This is a genomic window from Lactobacillus sp. UMNPBX1 (genome assembly GCF_002554085.1).
GTDB lineage: Bacteria > Bacillota > Bacilli > Lactobacillales > Lactobacillaceae > Lactobacillus > Lactobacillus crispatus.
The window spans coordinates 74,176-91,909 of the sequence record NZ_PCZI01000003.1 but is presented as its reverse complement, the minus strand read 5'-3'; the positions used below and the strand labels follow the sequence as shown (position 1 = coordinate 91,909).

Here is a 17,734-nt window from a genome sequence, read left to right as displayed (position 1 = left end):
AATGACTAGTGAACCAGTGACTTACTTAAAAAACATCTTGTCGTACCAAAATCTTGATGGCTTAATTACCGCTGATGGTTACGACATGATCGAAAAAGAAAAGATCGTAACCAACCATAACCAAGCTAAAGTTTTAGCTAGATTAGTTAAAGAAGTTGGTACAGCTAATTATAACGGCGGCTATGCTAATGGCAGAGCTGAACAAGCATTTGAAGATGGTAAAAAGATGGCTGAGTTTATGAAAGGAGCGTCACAAGGTGAATGACTTAGTAATCATGAAAAGTCAGAAGGCTTTGACAACTAGCTTGAAAGTGGCTGAAACCTTTGGCAAAAATCATAGAAACGTACTTAGATCAATTAAAAATCTCACTGCTCAAAATTGCGCAGTGAAAAAGATGTTTGCTGAAAGTACTTATGTTAATGATCGGGGACAAGAACAGCCAATGTACTATATGAACCGTGACGGGTTCACTTTGCTTGCAATGGGTTTCACTGGTAGGGATGCAATGAGGTTCAAGCTAGAGTATATTGAAGCTTTTAACCGCATGGACGAATTAATCAGGAATGAAAGTAGCTTGCCACAAACACCAGAGGAAAAATTGCAACTCACAATGGTTGTTACTAATCGGCTGGTTAAGCGTGTTGGAAAAGTTGAAGCCCGTGTTGACCATATTGAGAAAACAAGTGAATTAAGTGAAATTCAACGCTACCAGCTGCTTCAAGCGAGAAAAAAGAGAGTAATTGAAGCCGTGGGCGGTGTAGATAGCAATTACTACAAAGACACTAAGGCTAGAAAAGTATTTAGTGCGTTTGGTAAAGACTTCAAAAAAGAGTTTCAAATTCCACGTTATGACAGCTTGGAAAAACAATATTTTGAAAAGGCTATGGAATTTACACGTAATTGGTACCCTGATTTTGTCCTTCAACGTGAAATTCAAAATGCTAACGCACAAACTAGCTTAAAAATTTGATTGGTGGTGGATTGATGCTAGATATCGGAGTTGGAGAAACAATTACAGATGGCTTTAAAACTTATGTGATGGGACATGACTTAAATTTGCATTTTGTCAGCTATGGCAACCATGCAACCCATCACGTAAGCGAGGATGCTTTAAAAATCATTTTGAAATCACAGGAGTAAAGAATGCAACGAGTTAGAAGAGTAAGACGGGGACCAGGTCCCGAACACAGAATTCAAAATGCAATCATCGCCACATTAAACTGGCGGCGTTGTGCTGTCATTAGACTAAACGCTGGTGCTATTCCAACTAAGAATGGCGGTCTGTTCAGGGGCGTTAAGCCCGGTACGCCAGATTTAATCGGGTACCGTTTAAAAGATAAGCAAGTATTTTTTATTGAAGTTAAGGCACCAAAAGGGAGAATCAGCCAAGCTCAACAGCTGTATCATCTCGATTTAATGCACAAGCATGTAATTCATGGTATAGCTAGATCGGTTGAGGACGCTGTAAAGATAGTCAATGAAGGCTTAGTCGGCTACGGCTATCCAGATTACAAAGGGGCTTAGCGATGAAGATAAAAGAAGAAATAAAAGGCTTTTTTGAGTTTTTGTCGCTGTTGCTCGGCAGCGCGTTAATAGCTTTTGTGTTTATTGTCGTTGGAGCAGCTGGGTTTAAATTACTTTTTATATATTTGCATTGGCTGTTTGGACTTTAAAGGTGAAAATTATGTATTTTCAATTAATTATGATAGTGGTTGCTGTTTACATATGTGGGTTGACATTATTCACCCTTTATCAAGTTTTGGCAGATAAGAGAAAAACTTGGGGTTTGAGGCTTGCTCAATCATTTGGAATTATCTGTTTTGGTGTTATTAGCAACCTATTTATTCTATGGATGCCGCATTGTAACTGGTTTAATGCGTTTCTTGGAATAGTATTTATAATCTTGCCAGTTCTAGTATGTTGGTCAATATTGGTATTAGATCCAGACTTACGGGAAGACTGGTAATGGCGTTTTTAAAGATTAAAGAAGCTTGTGCTGCTAAAAATATTACTTTAAAGGATTTATCTAAGTTAAGTGGTATTAGTGAGAGATCACTTGAATGGTACGTCAAGCAACAACGGGAGCCGTCTCTTAGTCGAGTAGAAAAGTTAGCAAAAGTATTAGAAGTTTCACCAGCGTGGCTGGTTTCATGGGAGTGAAGGTTGTGAGTTTAGCAGACTTGAAATTGCTCTTAGAGATTCATAGTGAGGATAAAAATGAAACCAATTGATCAATTAAAGTCAGTCTTAGCTGAGAGTGGTTATGATGTCATCAACGAAGACGGCTATAAAATGCTAGAGAATGCAAAAGCTATTACCACCGTTGAACAAGCCAAGGTCATTGCACAATTGGTTAAGGACATTGCCGAAGCCAATTACAATGCCGGTTATTATAAAGGTGGTACTGATCAAGCGTTTGAAGATGGGAAGAAATTAGGAGGAATACTCAATAAGCAAAATAAATAATGATGTGATGTAGATTTTAAAGTTTGAAGAGATACAGGAGTGGAACAGTGTTTTTATTTGATTTACCAGACGAAGTTTTAACAGCAGAAAATGTAGATGATTTTCTCAGCAGCCAGATTAACAGAATGGAACGGCTCAGTGGGGTTAGTTTATCTAGTCCCCAGCTATCACTTGCTCCCGCTCACTCAAATGGCGTTAATAGCCAAGAAAAGATGATGGAAAGAAGGTTGGCAGCATTTGATGTTTTGAAAGCAATCAAATATGCCATTGATCATACATCAGGTGTATCTCCTCAGATACTATTTGAATTTTACGTCTTGCATAAGAAAGTATGGGAAATCAATCGTGACTGTAATATGAATCATAATCAGTTCGGTGATTTCAAGAATGTTGCATTGAATCAATTTGCTGAGTGTTGGATCTCGGCACAAGACAAGTATTTTCCTGATGAAGCTGATCGTTTTGATTTGCAGATTTATCCTGGTGAAACTCTAGCAGATGCTGGTTGGAGAGCAGATCAAACTACGCGAAAACGAAAAAACGGGATGTAACTGGGATGAAAGTGGGATCACACCGGGATCTGAAAGGGATTTAATCGGGATTAAGTTGGGATCGCCCGATGATGAAAAAAGCAGATAATTGTTATTGTCGAGAAAGTAGATAGGAGATCTACCTCGACCGATGCGACGGAAATTTACTTTTACCAATGGATGTCCTCCTTGAAATAGGTGACAGCATTGCATACTATGTGGCTTGCAAGTTACCTGGTTCGAATCCAGATGCTGTCATAGCCTCAGAAATACTGAGGCTGAATCAATCTTGTTGTTTTTTATTGAATTTGAACCCAAAGATTCAACAAATGCTTGAGACAAGATAAATCATGTTTCCCGACGTGTCGCAGTGGAATACCTGCCTCACGTCTTAGCTCTGCGATGACCGTAAGCGAGCGGAGCATTGATATAAAAAAGGACTATTGAGTCCGTGTTCTGATAACAAGGTTTTCTTAACCTAACCGCTTGAAAAGGCGGCCCTTTGATCTAAGTTCGGCAACGTACATGTTTTTTAAATTGTGGAGGTGAAAATCTCCCCTTGATCATGTTGCTCTGCATGCACTGAAGGTCGGCACTTCATTAGATCTTAGCCAGTAGCAATACTGGTTGTGCTGATAATCAATTTAAGCATTAAAAAAATCTCTCACATTCGGTAGTGGTTATGCTGCTACCATCTTGGGCAGACTCGTGTCTGTCCGTCGGTAAGCTTATTAATGGAGTCACTTATAAATACCTCTGTTTTATTTAATTAACTGGCGGACAGTTAGGGTTCGATTCCTTAACTGCTCATTACGTGGTTCTGCTAATTAGTAATCAAGAACAAAACACATTATGTATGTTTAGGATCACGTGTTAAGGTGCTGGTTAATTCCAGTGCCTTTTTTCGTGTGAAAGGAATTAGCAATGTATCGCACTAAAAGATTTGGTCTCGTATCGTGCAAGGAAGAAAATCAAATCCTTGCTGAACTTGAAAGAGATGTCGAGCACAAAAAGAAACACAAACATAAAAAAAGAGGGAAACAACATCATGGAACTAAAGGAACTAACAACTAGAACTTTGAAGTTATTTAATTCAAAAAATACAAAAGAATTAATAAACAAGCTTCCGAGCTATTGGAATGACGAACAAGCCAAACAAAAATTTTGTGATTTAGTATGTGATTTAAATGTTGACTGGCTTCAAAAAATTTTTCAGTACTACGAAGCAGATAGAAAAGACAAAAAGCAAGATTATACGCCTACAACATTAGCAAAATTGATGGCAAATATTGCTTTAAGAGACAATGAAAACAGCATTACAGATATGTGCGCTGGAAGTGGTGCTTTAACAATTCAATGTTGGAACTTAAAGCATAATATTCATGCTGAATGCCTAGAATTTGATGAAAATGTAATGCCAATATTGATCTTTAACTTAGCGGTTAGAAATATAGATGCAAGTGTTTATCAAATGGATGTTTTGCAAAATGAAGTTAAACATTCTTGGAAAGTAGTTCCTGGTAATAAATTTGGAGAGGTGGTAGCAAATGACAACGATTAGTAACCCACCATACAACATGAAATGGAAGCATCCATTCTTCGCAATGTCTCAATCAAGATTTGCCTTTGGTCTTCCACCAGAAAATAATGCGAATTATGCGTTTATCCAAACAGCTTTGGATAAAAATGATAAAGCTGTCTTTTTATTGCCAAATGGTGTTTTAACCACGAGTGACAAGGAAGAAAGTGCAATTAGACAGGCTTTAGTTGAAAATAATTACCTTGAAGCTGTTATTCAACTACCGGATAAAATGTTTGAAAGTACTAGTATTCCGACTTCCCTTTTGATTTTTAACAAACATAAAGCAACAGCAAATGTAGTGATGGTAGATGCTATACCATTAGCAAAGCAAGTTGAAAGAGAACAACGAGGGCAAGTTGGTAGTAGCGCCCATACTAAAAGAGTTTATAAAAAGCAAATTAACATTTTAGATAATGATGCCATTGAACAAATCATGAGTTTGCTTGATAACCCTGAGGATAAAGAAGGTATGTCTAAAGTCGTGTCTATTGACCAGATTAAAAACAATGACTTTATTATTCAGCCAACAAGATATATCAGCATTAAGCAAGAAAAGACTGACAGTTCTAGCAATTTAAAACTTATTTGCGAAGATTTGCAGAGAATTAGTCAAGAAAAGGCTGTAATAAAGCTAACTATCAACAAGAAAATGGCACAAGATTTAGGTATTTTAGGTTTATGTGAATTGCTGAATATGTCTGCTGATGCTAATAAAGAAATTAATGAAGCTTACAAAAATGTTCCTGATGTAAATATTGATCTTAATACTGAGCATGTAGTTACTTTAACAAATAATAAGGTTTTCAAAATTGAAGTTAAAAAATGGGATAAATTGCCAGATATTATACATGCCTTTGCAATTATGTGGGCACAAATGTCTAAACAATACAATGACCGAGAAAATGTGGCACTAATGAGATTAAAAGCAATTATGTTAGATAATTATTTTAATAATTAGCAAAGGATGGAATGAAATGAAGAGAATTAACAAAGATGAAATGAGTCAGATTGATCAAGCTATCAAAGAAGGCTTGTCAGATGATGATCATAGCACTAAGCCAGTTGAAGAAGATCACGCAGGTGTTCAAAGTAAAAAAGGTGTTTTGATCAGAATTAAGATGGAACATGATGAATTAAAGGATAAGATCCTAAAGATCGATGATGTACTAATTAATCACATTAATGTGTCACCATCGCAATATGATTATTTAAAAATTCAACGTGATGCAATGATGACTGTATACCACATTTTGGAATTAAGAATTACAGATTTAGCTAATGAGGTAAGCCAGTATGAAATACATTAAGTATGGTCATAGTAAATGGGTACCTGAAGGATGGAAAGTTAATTTTTTCACTAAAGGGTTAAATAATGTTGCGGCATTGTTAGAAAAAGCAATTGAAAAGGCTTTATCAGATTCAGTTAATGAAGATGATCTTTACTAGCGATGCAATTAAGTTAATCAAGCAATCGAACAAATTCGGTTGTTTTTTATTTTGCTGAAATTTGAGGAGGTGTGACTAAAAGCTTTGGTAAAACTTGGTAAAAATACTGAATTTGATAAGTTGAGTTGGAAACGGCAAAAGGCAGTAATTCAGCTTTTCCAAGGTAAGACTCTAAAAGAGATATCACAGGACGTTGGTGTTCACCTAAATACCGTTGAAAACTGGAAAAAAGACGAGAAGTTTCAAAAGGCAAGAACTGAATACAGCGTTTATGCTTTTAGTCATTTGCTCCCCAAAGTAGTATCCAACTTAAATCGAATTTTAAATGAGGGTGAAGATAAAAACGTCCTCAAGGCAATTCAAATAATTTTAAGTAACAGTGACTTGCTTAACAGTCAAAGCAGTCAGAAGCTCTTAAAAGCACGAATTAGAAAAGAGACTGCAGAAGCAGCTAAGGCAGAAGCCGAGGCTGAAGTAGCAAAGGCACAAGTTGAACAGCTTCATACCGTTGCTGACAAGACTAGAGAAAAGATGGACAAGTTAAGTATTGAAGATTTGCGTAATTTAGCAAAGATGGCAGGTGAAGATAGTGATTAAGTTAAGTGCTGATGAGAAGAACGGAATTGCATTAGCTGCTAGGCATGCATTAGCAAGGAAAAGCTATGCCGATTATTTCCTATTGGCTAATCCTGGCATGAAGCTTTATCCGCATACCAAGCTGATTACTGATAAGTTACAGAAGATTGTTAATGGGGAACAGCATTTTTATATTGTGGAGATGCCACCTCAACACGGCAAGAGCTTAACTATTACATCAACATTTCCTGCATATTACCTAATGAAGCATCCCGACAAGAAAGTGATGATTGCTACTTACTCAAAAGGTCTGTACTCACAGTTTGCTAATACTAATCGTCAAGACTTCAACGAATGGGGACCAAGCTTGTTCGGACTTAGAACTTATATAAATACTGCAGATAAATTCACCATTGCCAAACACAAAGGTGAATTTTTTGCTACTTCGATTTTAGGTGCTGCTACTGGTCACTCAGCTGACCTTTTAATAGTCGATGACCCAGTGAAAGATGCCGAAGAAGCCAATTCACCAACAATTCAAAAGAAAGTATGGGAAGAATGGACTAAAACATTCTCCACTCGTCTGCAAGATAACAGTTCGGTAGTGGTGATTATGACCAGATGGAGGACCGATGATTTAGCAGGAAGATTATTGGATTCGATGTCTCGTAATTGGGAAGAAATTAAGCTACCAGCAATTGCTACTGATCTTAAGCCAGGTGGAACTGATGTAATTGGTCGTCATAATGGCGAGGCCTTATGTCCTGAATTGCATAGCCTAAAAGATTTACTCATTCAGAAAAAAGAAATGGGATCACAGGGCTTTGCAGCTCTTTATCAGCAAAGTCCAAGCATAGAAGACGGTAATATTTTCAAACGCAAATGGGTTCGGTTTTATGTGCCTGATCGTCAAACGCTTGCAAGACTTCACTTAACCGATAAAGACGTGAAGATATTGCCACGACACTTGCAAGAAACTGTTCAAGGTTGGGATGCAACGTTTAAGAGTAAGGAAAACGACGACTTTGTAGCAGGTCAAGTTTGGAGCAGACGTGATGGTGACTTTTATTTACGTCCAGGCTGGTGTCACAAGCGTTTAAGCTTTACGGAAACACTTGATGCAATTAGAACCATGACTCGGTTTTATCCACAGTCAACGGCAAAGCTGGTCGAGGATAAAGCAAATGGTCCAGCCATCATAGATACCTTGAAACATGAAATTCCAGGTGTCATCGCTGTTTCACCTGGTGCTGATTCTAAGGAAGCTCGTGCAGCATCTGTCAGCCCGTTGTGGGAGTCAGGAAATGTCTATGTTCCGCATCCCAAATGGAAGCCTGAAGTCGAAGACTGGTTGGAAGAAATATTCTCATTCCCGAATGCACCGCATGACGATAATGTCGATAGTATGGTCTACTGTTTGCAACGCTTGCACAAGGCCAAGCGCAGACCTATTGGAATTATCAAGTTTTAGAAAGGAGATTACATGGGTTTATTTAATCGAAAAAAGCCTAGCAATAAGCGCAGACCGGCTACAGCTACCAGAATGGACGGCTATCGTGAAGATTTTATGGACTATGAATCTCAATTCACTGGTCAACCTCAAAGATTTGGTGATACACGTCCGGTTTATACGCCACTCATGGCTGATCAAGACTATGAATTGATCGACAACATCATTCATAAGAATGGTATTGCTCACAAAGTAGTCACTAAGCCTGCTCAGGACGCCACGAGGAACGGATGGCGAATCATCTATCCTAACGATCCTAAAAAGCAGGAACAATATCAAAAAGCTCTTGATGCATTAGGCCTTAAAAGATCACTGTGTCAGGAGCTTATTTACTACTACGCTCATGGGGATGCATACGGAACAATTGGTATTTATTCTCCTATGCTTGATAACAATACAGCTAAGCCATTTGATCCAAAGAAACAATCAATCTCTAATATTGCGTTCTTCCACGTATTTGGCCAGAATCACGTTCAAAAGATTGAAGTAAATGATAATCCAACTGATATCAATTACATGAAAGAAGCTGCAGTGGTTATCAATCAAACCAAATCTGGCGACACAGTTGATGCTAACGGCACTATTAAGCCAGGCATCCCGAAAACAAAGCAGATTGTCATTGATAAATCACGTTACTTCCACATCTCACTAGACAAGTTCGAAGACGATGACACTGGTAACTCAATCATTACTAGGTGTTGGGATCAGATTCATGTGCTAGACACAGCGTTGTATTCAGTAGGTAAGTTGCTATATGCGTATGACATCAACGTATTAACTGATGATGGCGCTGGTTATGATCCAGATGATCCAGTTAGCAAGGCAGAATTTGATCAGCAAAATAAAATCTTGTCTCAAAACATGGGAACTGATTCGATTTTGAATTTGCATAATGGTCAAACATTCCAGCGCTTTTCAAACAACGTTTCCGGTATTGAAAATCTGCTGACGTTTGCTTGGCAACAATTAGCAGCTGCATCAAATATTCCTAAGTCGGTTTTGTTGGGAGAACAAGCTGGTACTTTGGCTGGTGCGACTACTGATGTTGCAAATTACTACGATGGCGTTAAATCTTTGCAAGAAGAACTGCTGAGACCGCAATTAGAACGCATTATTGAACTACTTATGTGGTCAACTGATGTTGCAGGCGGTTCAGAAGACCCTGACAGCGTTGATTGGAAGCTTGTTTTTAATCCACTTTGGAGCGCTGACGACAAAACTCAGTCAGAAACATTCCAAAATACAGCAAATGCTGTGGCCACATTGGTTAACTCAGGTATTAAAGATCCTGATGAAGCTAACCAAATGGTTGATGGTCAAAACAACAATGCCGTTCAAGGGATGCAGACTCAAACTAAAGGTGACTCTATTGATCAAGGCGTAACGATGGAACAAGCAAAGCGATTGATGACTGAACTGAAGAAAGTGATCCACGACAATGAGAAGAGTTCCGACTAGATACCCAATGAAACTTGAACATCAATACGCTCGTGATCTCAAAAAGATTGTTTCTGATTGGGATCGAGGGGCTAAAGCCTATGCTCAGTTTTATTTAAAACAGTACGTCAATGGTGGTACTCAATTGAAACTTGATGATGCTACCGATGATCCTAATTGGACCGACAAGCTTAATCAGCAAATTGAGTTAATGGGCTTCGGAATGCAACAAGCGAAAAAGGCTCATGACGAAAATGCAATTGCTACCAAGTTTGTTAGATCCATCAATGCATTCAGCTACAACAACGTGAAAGCACAAGCTGCGATTGTTGGCCTTGATCCTATCAGCGACAACAATGTTTTGCGTAATTACGTTAAAGGCAAGATTCGTGAGAACGTCTCACTGATTGATGACAGATATGCTTGGTATTGGCACTCACTTGAAAAGGACATCTACCGGTCAATTACATCCGGTGGCGGTATTACAAGCATCACTGATGCAATTACTAATCGAACCGGAATGGCAAAAAGACATGCTGATCTAATCGCAAACGACCAAACAGGTACAATCATCAGTCAGCTTAATGCCTACCGTGCCAAGTCAGTAGGTGCTGAAAAGTATCTGTGGCGGTCAATGGAAGACAGGCGTGTAAGGCCTAAACATCGTGAGTTAGATGGAAAGATTTTTAAATACGGTGATCCAAATGGTGGCGACAATGGTGAGTTACCTGGCGAGCCGATTCGATGCAGGTGCCTCGCTGAGCCGATTTTTTAAAGGAGTGATTTTATGACAGAAGAAATTAAGAACACAAATGAAACTAAGCCAGCTGGTTTAACAGAAGTTGTTAAGCCTGCATTTAAAGCAGATGCTGACGCTGGTTTAAGCAAGTTAACTGAAAAGTTGGCAGAACCAACCAAGCCGGTGGCTCCTAAGCCTGAACCGGTAAAGGAGGTGAAACCAGTGGTCAAAGATCCAAAAGGAATGTTCGATTACTCGAACTGTAAGCAATATGTAGTTCAACAAGGCGATACTTTGCTTGATGTTGCTCAAAAGTTTGTCGTAGCACTTCAACAATTGCGCTACTTCAACCATTTGGACAAGGAAGATCCAGTTATCAGACCAGGCAAGACGCTCTATATTCCTGATAAGCCAATTAATGTGCCATACGGTGAATAACAATGCCGTCCGTACAAAGATATGACTCTGTGCCGATCCGTGATTATCACTTCGATGATCAGACCGGCTTTTTGTATGTCTACAGAGTGCCAATTGCTGGTGCAATGGTGCAAAAGTACGTTAAATCTGACGGATCCGAAGAAATGGAAGCCAAGCTTCCTGAGGAAATACTTTCAGATGCAACGGTTTCAAGCGCTAACTCTAAGCCGGTCACAGACGGACACCATGGGTTAGTAACCAAAGACAACTCTCATGACTTGCTGAAAGGCTTTACTGCCTCGAATGGTCATGTTGAAGGCAACATGCTCTACAACGACATTACTATTACTGATCCTAATTTGATTTCTCAGATTAAGAGCGGTGACAAGAGAGAATTGTCTATTGGCTTTGAAACTCAAATGGATCCAACTAGTGGTACTTACAACGGCACAAAGTACGATGCAGTTCAAAGAAATATCAGGATCAACCACGTTGCAGTTGTACCGAAAGGTCGAGCCGGTCATGAAGTTCGATTGATTGGTGACAGTGCAGAAGCGGTTGAACAAGTAGAACCTTCTGAAGAGAAAGGAAACCAAATGGAAACAAGAGTAGTTCGTGCAGACGGTCAAAACATTACCGTGGCTGCAGATGATGTTGAAAAAATTACAAAGCTTGATGCTGACAATTCAGCAAAGGCAAAACAAATTGCTGATTTAGATGCTCAAATTAAGAAGTTACAAGCTGAAAAGGCTCAACTTCAAGGGGATGCAGATGCATCAGCAAAGAAAGCCGATGAAGCTCAAGCCAAGGCTGATTCACTTGAAGCCGATAACAAGAAGCTCCAAGAAGAATTTGATAAGTACAAGGATGATGGCGTTGAAAAGAAGCTTGAATTGATCGACAAGGTCAAGAGTTTTGTTGGTGATGAATACGATTATCACGGCAAATCAGATCGTGATATGAAGATTGACGCTGTTAAGGCTATCAAGGGTGATTCAGTTGACTTCACTGATAAGTCAGACACCTATGTTCAAGCTGCATTTGACATGTTGGAAAAGCCTAAGAAGGTTTCAGGCTATGCAGGCCCTGAACCAGAAGCCAAAGGTGACTCAGCTGATCCAATTGCCAAGGCTTATTACGATTTAAACCACATGTACAAGGGGGTTAAATAATGCCAATTCCAGTAGGAACCTATTATCAAAAGAAAGAATTAGGTAACGGTACGGTAGCAACCATTGAAAACAATGTTGTAGACACTGTTACCGCAGGTGAAGAAATTAATTTTGGCGTTGCCGTAAATATTAAGGACGGTAAGGCCGTAACTGCTACATCAGCTCCAATCATGGGTATTGCAATTAAGCGTAACCGCATTGACGGTGATGACTACAATGCTTTGCCAGATGACAAGTTCAAGGCTGGAGAATTGATTGGCGTATTGCGTAAAGGCGGTATCTCAGTTCCAATTACTACTGATGTTTCTCGCTATGATTTCGCGACTGTAAACTCAGACGGCACTTTCAAGACTGCGGGGGCTGGTGATAGCGTTGTAGGTCGTTTCAAGACTGATGGCTATGCAGGTAAGAATGCCATCGTTCAAGTTGAATTAACTGATATGGTCATTACAGCTCCTGCTTCAGATAATTCCGGCTCAAATAATAATCAACCAACAACTAAGCAAGACACTCAACCAACCACTACGGATAAGGGAGGTAAACAATAATAATGGCAGGATTTAATACTGGTGTTCTTACCAGAAAGATGTTTGAGTACATTGATCCACGTGTTATTACCCCAGCTAGAGGTGCACGTCTTGGACGTACTCTTTTTCAGATTGATGACAAGCCCAAAACTTGGGATGACACTTACAAGTACTACTGGAAGGAACGTATGGGCCAAGCATCTGATGTTGTAGATCGTGCTACCGACCTTACAACAGTAGATGTTACTTACCATGAAGAATTAGGCTTTATTACTCAAAAAGGTTCAGCACTTGAATACTCTGACGAAGAAATCGAAAGAGCACAACAAGGTGATTTGGACATTTTGGGTGATAAGACTCAAGCCGCAAACGATGCACTTGCTGATTGGGAAGATCGCTTAATTTTTAATGGTAATGATGACTCACAAAAGCCAATCTATGGTTTGACTTCTGATCCAGATAAGGCGGGCTTCCAAGTTGCTGATGATGCACCTGTTACTTTTGATAAGATTGTTGACCCATCAAACACTGACCCTTACAACGATGCTAACAAGTTGATCAATTGGTTTATTGATGCTGGTAACATGATCAAGTTCTTGCCTGGCAAGAGTAATGCTCAATTAGTTCTTGCACTTCCGCAAAGGGAATACTCGTTATTGACTAGACCTTACAACAAGTACAGCACTAGTGACACTATTTTGAGCATGGTACAAGATACCAAGCACAATGGTGCTAATGCTGTATTCAGCAAGATTGTTCCAGTTCCTGAATTATCAGCAGAATTTTGGAACACTCAAAAGGGAGCAGCAGGCAAGAAGGACTGTGGCATGATCTTTATTAACGATCAAGACACTGCAGATATCAAGGTCGCTATGAATCCAGCTCGTTTTGGTAGAGTCGAATACACTGACGGCAAGACCAAGATCAAGTACATGGAAAGAACCGGTGGCCTTTGCATTAAGTTCCCAGCAGGCTTTGTAAGATTAAACGGTATTAACTAATGAATACCGCAGATGAAGTTACTCCAGATGTTCTTAGAACCATCGGTGATTCACTAATTAGCAAAAAGATGTCTGATGAAACGCTCACTGCATTAATTGATCAAGCAACTTTAATTGCCGAATCAGATGGGATGCCCGAACAAGTTAAGGTCAGAGATAAAACTATTCCGGTTTTGAGAATGGCAACGATCGACATGGCCTTGCATCTAGTGACGGTCATTGGAAAATCTGGTCAAGGTGTCCTTTCAGAAAAGGTTGATGTTTTGGAGCGTCACTATGCTGACATAAGCGACCGTGGCTGGCTTAATTCTTCTAAGTGGGGCCAACTATACATGTGGCTCTATAGAAGATACGGAGAAGGCAGTACACCACGAATTGCGGTGATCCCACATTGACAGTTAGAACTGAAGGACATCATCCAGACTTCATGAAGATGGCCAAGGAGCTAGATAAACTCAACCACTGGGAAGTGGCAGTTGGTTTCTTCGGCGAAAATGATGCTAAGTTGCTGACGATTGTTCGAGCTAACGAATATGGAGCAACGATCAAACCTAAGCCTGGCAATAAGTTTGGTGGCTATTTGATGGTTCCCTACAAAGATGAGAATGGTAAGCAACGCTTTTACAAGTTGAAAGAAGTTGTTATTCCACCACGTCCATTTATCAAAAATGCATGGGAAGCTAATAAAGGCAAGTACAAGCAAATGGTATTTGATGGGCTAAAGGATATCTGTAATGGTGATACGACTGCAATAAAATTCCTTAATAAGCTGGGAGTTACCTGTGTTAAGGATATTCAAGAAGAAGCGGTCAAACTTAAGAATCCACCAAACGCACCATTGACTATTGAGAACAAAAACTCTTCTAATCCGTTGGTTGATACTGGCGAGATGATTAGAAAAGTAACTTATAAGATTATTCCGGATTAGGAGGGATGCAGAATGGCTTTTTACATGGACGCATCAGATATGATTGCTGATTTCGGTGAAACCAGTGAAATTAAAGTATGGAAGCCAGACGACAGTTCAAATCAAGCTTACATTGGTGGTCCTACTGATGAAATTGATTTGTCTGATGATAAGGCAGAAGCCCGTCATGAGCCAGTTTTGCCGATTAATCCTAATTCTAGTCTAGGGAGAAAAATAATTGCCGGAGGCGGACAGCTAGAAGGCAAATTGGTGTGGTACTCAACTGACAAATATCCATCGGGAACGATTGTAAAAGTACCTGCGCAGTTGGGATACTACAAGGTAACTACATACGGTATTTGGAATCCATATTCCGAGTTTTACGAGTATGTACTAGAAGGAGATGGCCAACATGGCATTGAAGAATAATTATCGACCAGAGATGAAAGACAGCTATCTGGTCGTTTTTGTTTTGGCCAAGGTGGTTGATCATCTTTTTAATTGCAAGCTCGTACCGTTCAATAATCCAGGTAATGCACCGGATTATCCTTATGTTACCTACCATCCAATTATTCCGCTCGACTACACGACTGCAGATCATCGTACGGATCAATACTACGAGCAGTTACAAATTGATTGTCATGCTACTGATCCTAATATGGCTCAGCAAATGGCTACCGATCTGCTTAATGGGTTGGTTCACGACACAAATTATGAGCGATGGTTTGATCAAGTTAATGTAGTTCCTGCAGCATTACCAAATCAAGGTACAAAAATACAAGACCATACATCAACGTTGTTGGGTCCTAACTATGACAATATGTATGGTTTTTATTTTAACTTTTTAATTAGTAAAGCAGGTACTGTCTATCAAGCAGACAAGTTGAAGTTTGAAATCGAAGACTACACTATCGATTCAATTCGGACAAACAGCAAGATTGATGGAGATCACATTGATGCTAAGAAGGAGGAAAATTAATGCCTAATAAAATTGGCTCAAATGTCGTTGCACCTTTCGAACGTGTAAAAGATGTCAACGTTATTATGACGATCTTGCATCCTCAACCACTTGTTGGCTTAGGTAATCTACTTTTGATTAACAAGGTAGATAAGCCAGCCACTTTAAAGAAGACTGCAGCTCCTGCAGTTACTCCTGCCGGTGCTGGTACTGGTATTAGTGGCGGCACTACGCCTAAGGATGCTCAAGACAATAAAGATAAGACTGATCAAGGCTCTAGCACTACTGGTGATAGAGCCTTTTCTAATGAATTGAGTAACGACGACAGAATGAACGGCTTGTTGAAGCGCAAGGTCGATACAGCCACTGGTGCCGTTTACCGTGAATACAAGAACTTAGATGCCGTTGCTGTTGACTATCCAGAAAATTCACCTGTTTGGTTCAAGGCAAACTCATACTTTGCACAAGCTAACCACTCAGACAGAATTGCCATTCTGGATTATGTGGACGGTAAGTTGCTCGATACATTGAAGGACTTCTGGTATTACAACTGGACTTTCATGGCATTTGTCGACAACACAATCAATGACGATGTTATTTTGGCTTCTAACATTTGTGAATCCAACCAAGATCACTTCCTTGTACTTCAAAGCAATGACTTGGCTCAATTCACACAATTCTATGGTCAAAATTACACTATCGGCTTAAAGCATGACATTTCAGAAGCTATGGACACTGCTCTTGTTGGTGCTGTGGCTACGAAGACTGTTGGTTCATGTACTTGGAAGTTTAAGGAACTTGCAGGCATTACTCCTGAAGACCTTACTACTCAAGAAAGAGCCGGTATCGAAAATTCTCACTGTATTGCATACATCCAAGTCGATGGCCGTAATGAAACCGCTGAAGGCTTCTCAATGTCAGGTGAATACATCGACCTTCTTCACGGAGAAATCTGGGTAAAGGTCAATGTCGGTAACGAATTGCAAAGACTTTTGCAAGACAACGACAAGGTTCCATATGACGCAACTGGTATCAGCATGGTTTCAGCAAGAATTAGTTATGTTCTTGATCTCGCATGGAAGCAAGGCATCATCCAAACCAATGACGACACTAGCAAGGGTATGTACGAAGTTACAACCACTCCTCGTAGTGCACAATCTCGTGATGATTTGTCTAAGCGTCACTATAGCGGTGCCTCATTTACCTACCATGCAAGCTCTGCGATCCATAGCTTGACAATCCACGGGACAGTTAATTCAGACACGATTATGCAATAAAAGGAGAATGAAATATGGCTAATATTAACTCACCAATGACTGGCTTTATGGCCAAGTACAATGCCAACGACTGTGTCCTCCAAATTGGTGGCAAAGTCATCTCTGGGTTTGGTGAAGACACCATGATTACTGTTTCTCGTGATCAAGACCGTGCCACTATCACTCAAGACCCACAAGGTACTGGTATTTTGTCAGTTAGCAACAAAGATTTGACTACTATCACTGTTAACATCAGTGAAGTATCACCAGATGCTAAATACCTCAGTGATTTGTGCGAAAACTTGAACGAATTTGCGCTTGATTTACGTACAACTACTTTCCACTACTGGGGTTCTTACTGCTTGGTTATCAAGGATCCAGATTACTCAGTTGGTGCACAAGCTTCCAACTTACCTTTTCAAATCAAGGCAGTTAACTTAAACAAGGAATCTGTTCGTTAGAACAGTTTCATCGAGATTCGTATGCGATTTTAGATAGGAGAATTTAATATGTCAGAAGAAATTAAGAATCAAGAAAACCAAAAAGAAACTGAAGCTACTGAAACTAATCAAGAGGCTTCAACCCAACCAACTCAAGAAGAAATGGCTGCTAACACTAAGAAGATCATGGACGATCGTCAAATGATCCTCAAGTTGGCAGAATCAAGTAAGATTGCTGATACCTTTGGCAAGAAGAAGATCGTCTTTATCGATAAGGATCGAGCAACTAAGTACGCTCTTGAATTAACTTATCCTGGTTCAATTCGTGCTTCTGATATCATCCAACAAAGCTACATGAGCAATGGTCAATATAGCTTTAGAACTTTGATGAACGAAGCAATCAAGGATGTAATTACTTTGCCACACATTAAGGATGTTGCTGACTTCTGGGATCACCATACGAATTTTGGTGAAGCTGCTGTAGCAGTATTTAATTTTCTTAACGACGTATCTGAGGGCACAGATGACGTCGCAGGAGATCAAGAATAGAGCTAACCAATTAGAACGCTCTGTCCGGTTGGTGATGCATGGTGTTCCTGAAGAATGGGTAGACCGTGCAACTGAAGACCAACTGGAAATCCTGTGGGAAATTTACGTCCGAGATCAGAAAGACAAGTTTGAAATCACATCAAATGCTAATGCCAACGGTATTGGTATTGCCTTTGGTGGCAAGAAATAGGGAAGGTGAGGCTTATCGATTTAATCGATG

At 39.7% G+C, this 17,734-nt stretch carries 28 protein-coding genes; all 28 read left to right on the top strand.

What is annotated here, in order from left to right; translation table 11 throughout:
- Position 1: 1 nt before the first annotated feature.
- The 28 genes from CP352_RS03345 to CP352_RS03220 all read left to right on the top strand — a co-directional run bounded on the left by CP352_RS03345 (position 2) and on the right by CP352_RS03220 (position 17,704).
- Positions 2-265 carry a hypothetical protein gene (locus CP352_RS03345; RefSeq protein ID WP_098034856.1) on the top strand — a complete coding sequence of 88 codons (264 nt, stop codon included), beginning with the start codon at positions 2-4 and terminating at the stop codon, positions 263-265.
- The gene (locus CP352_RS03340) at positions 258-971 is read left to right on the top strand and encodes a Rha family transcriptional regulator (RefSeq protein WP_098034855.1); all 714 of its coding nucleotides are present in this window, start codon (positions 258-260) and stop codon (positions 969-971) included. The genes CP352_RS03345 and CP352_RS03340 overlap by 8 nt, the downstream gene beginning before the upstream one ends.
- A gap of 14 nt (positions 972-985) precedes the next feature.
- Positions 986-1,141 carry a hypothetical protein gene (locus CP352_RS11115; RefSeq protein WP_176713877.1) on the top strand — a complete coding sequence of 52 codons (156 nt, stop codon included), beginning with the start codon at positions 986-988 and terminating at the stop codon, positions 1,139-1,141.
- A gap of 3 nt (positions 1,142-1,144) precedes the next feature.
- On the top strand, positions 1,145-1,525 hold the full coding sequence (locus CP352_RS03335) for a VRR-NUC domain-containing protein (RefSeq protein ID WP_089150482.1): 381 nt from the start codon (positions 1,145-1,147) through the stop codon (positions 1,523-1,525).
- A 2-nt stretch (positions 1,526-1,527) separates the two neighbouring features.
- Entirely contained in the window at positions 1,528-1,674 is a 147-nt protein-coding gene (locus tag CP352_RS11045; RefSeq protein ID WP_158227692.1) for a hypothetical protein, read from the top strand.
- A 292-nt stretch (positions 1,675-1,966) separates the two neighbouring features.
- Positions 1,967-2,161, top strand: a complete 195-nt coding sequence (locus tag CP352_RS03325; protein WP_198566936.1) for a helix-turn-helix domain-containing protein — start codon at positions 1,967-1,969, stop codon at positions 2,159-2,161.
- A 57-nt stretch (positions 2,162-2,218) separates the two neighbouring features.
- On the top strand, positions 2,219-2,467 hold the full coding sequence (locus tag CP352_RS03320; protein ID WP_089150485.1) for a hypothetical protein: 249 nt from the start codon (positions 2,219-2,221) through the stop codon (positions 2,465-2,467).
- 47 nt (positions 2,468-2,514) lie between these two features.
- Positions 2,515-3,018 (top strand): ArpU family phage packaging/lysis transcriptional regulator, encoded by a 504-nt coding sequence (locus CP352_RS03315; RefSeq protein WP_005724912.1) that lies wholly within the window; start codon positions 2,515-2,517, stop codon positions 3,016-3,018.
- Between the two features lie 1,027 nt (positions 3,019-4,045).
- The gene (locus tag CP352_RS03310) at positions 4,046-4,558 is read left to right on the top strand and encodes an N-6 DNA methylase (RefSeq protein WP_089150486.1); all 513 of its coding nucleotides are present in this window, start codon (positions 4,046-4,048) and stop codon (positions 4,556-4,558) included.
- Positions 4,545-5,537: an N-6 DNA methylase gene (locus tag CP352_RS03305; protein ID WP_089150487.1), complete on the top strand. Its 993-nt coding sequence runs from the start codon at positions 4,545-4,547 to the stop codon at positions 5,535-5,537. Before CP352_RS03310 ends, CP352_RS03305 begins: the two co-directional genes overlap by 14 nt.
- A gap of 16 nt (positions 5,538-5,553) precedes the next feature.
- Positions 5,554-5,886: a hypothetical protein gene (locus CP352_RS03300; protein WP_089150488.1), complete on the top strand. Its 333-nt coding sequence runs from the start codon at positions 5,554-5,556 to the stop codon at positions 5,884-5,886.
- Positions 5,873-6,025 (top strand): hypothetical protein, encoded by a 153-nt coding sequence (locus CP352_RS11040; RefSeq protein ID WP_158227691.1) that lies wholly within the window; start codon positions 5,873-5,875, stop codon positions 6,023-6,025. The genes CP352_RS03300 and CP352_RS11040 overlap by 14 nt, the downstream gene beginning before the upstream one ends.
- An 84-nt stretch (positions 6,026-6,109) precedes the next feature.
- The gene (locus CP352_RS10975; protein ID WP_143441347.1) at positions 6,110-6,622 is read left to right on the top strand and encodes a phBC6A51 family helix-turn-helix protein; all 513 of its coding nucleotides are present in this window, start codon (positions 6,110-6,112) and stop codon (positions 6,620-6,622) included.
- Positions 6,615-8,072, top strand: coding sequence for a phage terminase large subunit (gene terL / locus CP352_RS03290; protein WP_180707055.1), 1,458 nt, complete (start codon positions 6,615-6,617; stop codon positions 8,070-8,072). The genes CP352_RS10975 and terL overlap by 8 nt, the downstream gene beginning before the upstream one ends.
- Before the next feature lie 12 nt (positions 8,073-8,084).
- Complete coding sequence (locus CP352_RS03285) at positions 8,085-9,569, top strand: DUF1073 domain-containing protein (protein WP_089150489.1); 1,485 nt, start codon at positions 8,085-8,087, stop codon at positions 9,567-9,569.
- A complete protein-coding gene (locus CP352_RS03280) occupies positions 9,550-10,323 on the top strand; it encodes a phage minor head protein (RefSeq protein ID WP_089150490.1) in 774 nt (257 codons plus the stop codon). Before CP352_RS03285 ends, CP352_RS03280 begins: the two co-directional genes overlap by 20 nt.
- A 12-nt stretch (positions 10,324-10,335) precedes the next feature.
- Positions 10,336-10,725 (top strand): LysM domain-containing protein, encoded by a 390-nt coding sequence (locus CP352_RS03275; RefSeq protein WP_089150491.1) that lies wholly within the window; start codon positions 10,336-10,338, stop codon positions 10,723-10,725.
- A gap of 2 nt (positions 10,726-10,727) precedes the next feature.
- The gene (locus tag CP352_RS03270) at positions 10,728-11,876 is read left to right on the top strand and encodes a DUF2213 domain-containing protein (protein ID WP_089150492.1); all 1,149 of its coding nucleotides are present in this window, start codon (positions 10,728-10,730) and stop codon (positions 11,874-11,876) included.
- Entirely contained in the window at positions 11,876-12,424 is a 549-nt protein-coding gene (locus CP352_RS03265) for a hypothetical protein (RefSeq protein ID WP_089150493.1), read from the top strand. Before CP352_RS03270 ends, CP352_RS03265 begins: the two co-directional genes overlap by 1 nt.
- Positions 12,425-12,426: 2 nt before the next feature.
- Entirely contained in the window at positions 12,427-13,404 is a 978-nt protein-coding gene (locus CP352_RS03260; RefSeq protein ID WP_233186903.1) for a major capsid family protein, read from the top strand.
- Positions 13,404-13,799, top strand: coding sequence for a hypothetical protein (locus CP352_RS03255; protein WP_089150495.1), 396 nt, complete (start codon positions 13,404-13,406; stop codon positions 13,797-13,799). Before CP352_RS03260 ends, CP352_RS03255 begins: the two co-directional genes overlap by 1 nt.
- On the top strand, positions 13,796-14,332 hold the full coding sequence (locus tag CP352_RS03250) for a hypothetical protein (protein ID WP_089150496.1): 537 nt from the start codon (positions 13,796-13,798) through the stop codon (positions 14,330-14,332). Before CP352_RS03255 ends, CP352_RS03250 begins: the two co-directional genes overlap by 4 nt.
- Positions 14,333-14,344: 12 nt before the next feature.
- Positions 14,345-14,740, top strand: a complete 396-nt coding sequence (locus tag CP352_RS03245) for a hypothetical protein (RefSeq protein WP_089150497.1) — start codon at positions 14,345-14,347, stop codon at positions 14,738-14,740.
- A complete protein-coding gene (locus CP352_RS03240) occupies positions 14,724-15,290 on the top strand; it encodes a hypothetical protein (RefSeq protein WP_089150498.1) in 567 nt (188 codons plus the stop codon). The genes CP352_RS03245 and CP352_RS03240 overlap by 17 nt, the downstream gene beginning before the upstream one ends.
- Positions 15,290-16,546: a DUF3383 family protein gene (locus CP352_RS03235; protein ID WP_089150499.1), complete on the top strand. Its 1,257-nt coding sequence runs from the start codon at positions 15,290-15,292 to the stop codon at positions 16,544-16,546. The genes CP352_RS03240 and CP352_RS03235 overlap by 1 nt, the downstream gene beginning before the upstream one ends.
- Positions 16,547-16,560: 14 nt before the next feature.
- Positions 16,561-16,986: a hypothetical protein gene (locus tag CP352_RS03230; protein WP_089150665.1), complete on the top strand. Its 426-nt coding sequence runs from the start codon at positions 16,561-16,563 to the stop codon at positions 16,984-16,986.
- Positions 16,987-17,034: 48 nt separating this feature from the next.
- A complete protein-coding gene (locus CP352_RS03225) occupies positions 17,035-17,514 on the top strand; it encodes a hypothetical protein (RefSeq protein ID WP_089150501.1) in 480 nt (159 codons plus the stop codon).
- Positions 17,489-17,704, top strand: coding sequence for a hypothetical protein (locus CP352_RS03220; protein WP_089150502.1), 216 nt, complete (start codon positions 17,489-17,491; stop codon positions 17,702-17,704). The genes CP352_RS03225 and CP352_RS03220 overlap by 26 nt, the downstream gene beginning before the upstream one ends.
- The last annotated feature ends 30 nt before the right edge of the window (positions 17,705-17,734 follow it).

Coding starts and splice junctions, on each gene's coding strand:
- CP352_RS11115 (WP_176713877.1), top strand. CDS start 986: ATGCTAGATATCGGAGTTGGAGAAACAATTACAGATGGCTTTAAAACT.
- CP352_RS03270 (WP_089150492.1), top strand. CDS start 10,728: ATGCCGTCCGTACAAAGATATGACTCTGTGCCGATCCGTGATTATCAC.
- CP352_RS03280 (WP_089150490.1), top strand. CDS start 9,550: ATGAGAAGAGTTCCGACTAGATACCCAATGAAACTTGAACATCAATAC.
- CP352_RS03325 (WP_198566936.1), top strand. CDS start 1,967: ATGGCGTTTTTAAAGATTAAAGAAGCTTGTGCTGCTAAAAATATTACT.
- CP352_RS03285 (WP_089150489.1), top strand. CDS start 8,085: ATGGGTTTATTTAATCGAAAAAAGCCTAGCAATAAGCGCAGACCGGCT.
- CP352_RS03240 (WP_089150498.1), top strand. CDS start 14,724: ATGGCATTGAAGAATAATTATCGACCAGAGATGAAAGACAGCTATCTG.
- CP352_RS03220 (WP_089150502.1), top strand. CDS start 17,489: ATGACGTCGCAGGAGATCAAGAATAGAGCTAACCAATTAGAACGCTCT.
- CP352_RS03265 (WP_089150493.1), top strand. CDS start 11,876: ATGCCAATTCCAGTAGGAACCTATTATCAAAAGAAAGAATTAGGTAAC.
- CP352_RS03320 (WP_089150485.1), top strand. CDS start 2,219: ATGAAACCAATTGATCAATTAAAGTCAGTCTTAGCTGAGAGTGGTTAT.
- CP352_RS03260 (WP_233186903.1), top strand. CDS start 12,427: ATGGCAGGATTTAATACTGGTGTTCTTACCAGAAAGATGTTTGAGTAC.
- CP352_RS03255 (WP_089150495.1), top strand. CDS start 13,404: ATGAATACCGCAGATGAAGTTACTCCAGATGTTCTTAGAACCATCGGT.
- CP352_RS03230 (WP_089150665.1), top strand. CDS start 16,561: ATGGCTAATATTAACTCACCAATGACTGGCTTTATGGCCAAGTACAAT.
- CP352_RS03300 (WP_089150488.1), top strand. CDS start 5,554: ATGAAGAGAATTAACAAAGATGAAATGAGTCAGATTGATCAAGCTATC.
- CP352_RS11040 (WP_158227691.1), top strand. CDS start 5,873: ATGAAATACATTAAGTATGGTCATAGTAAATGGGTACCTGAAGGATGG.
- CP352_RS03335 (WP_089150482.1), top strand. CDS start 1,145: ATGCAACGAGTTAGAAGAGTAAGACGGGGACCAGGTCCCGAACACAGA.
- CP352_RS03345 (WP_098034856.1), top strand. CDS start 2: ATGACTAGTGAACCAGTGACTTACTTAAAAAACATCTTGTCGTACCAA.
- CP352_RS03235 (WP_089150499.1), top strand. CDS start 15,290: ATGCCTAATAAAATTGGCTCAAATGTCGTTGCACCTTTCGAACGTGTA.
- CP352_RS03305 (WP_089150487.1), top strand. CDS start 4,545: ATGACAACGATTAGTAACCCACCATACAACATGAAATGGAAGCATCCA.
- CP352_RS11045 (WP_158227692.1), top strand. CDS start 1,528: ATGAAGATAAAAGAAGAAATAAAAGGCTTTTTTGAGTTTTTGTCGCTG.
- CP352_RS03310 (WP_089150486.1), top strand. CDS start 4,046: ATGGAACTAAAGGAACTAACAACTAGAACTTTGAAGTTATTTAATTCA.
- CP352_RS03225 (WP_089150501.1), top strand. CDS start 17,035: ATGTCAGAAGAAATTAAGAATCAAGAAAACCAAAAAGAAACTGAAGCT.
- CP352_RS03245 (WP_089150497.1), top strand. CDS start 14,345: ATGGCTTTTTACATGGACGCATCAGATATGATTGCTGATTTCGGTGAA.
- CP352_RS03275 (WP_089150491.1), top strand. CDS start 10,336: ATGACAGAAGAAATTAAGAACACAAATGAAACTAAGCCAGCTGGTTTA.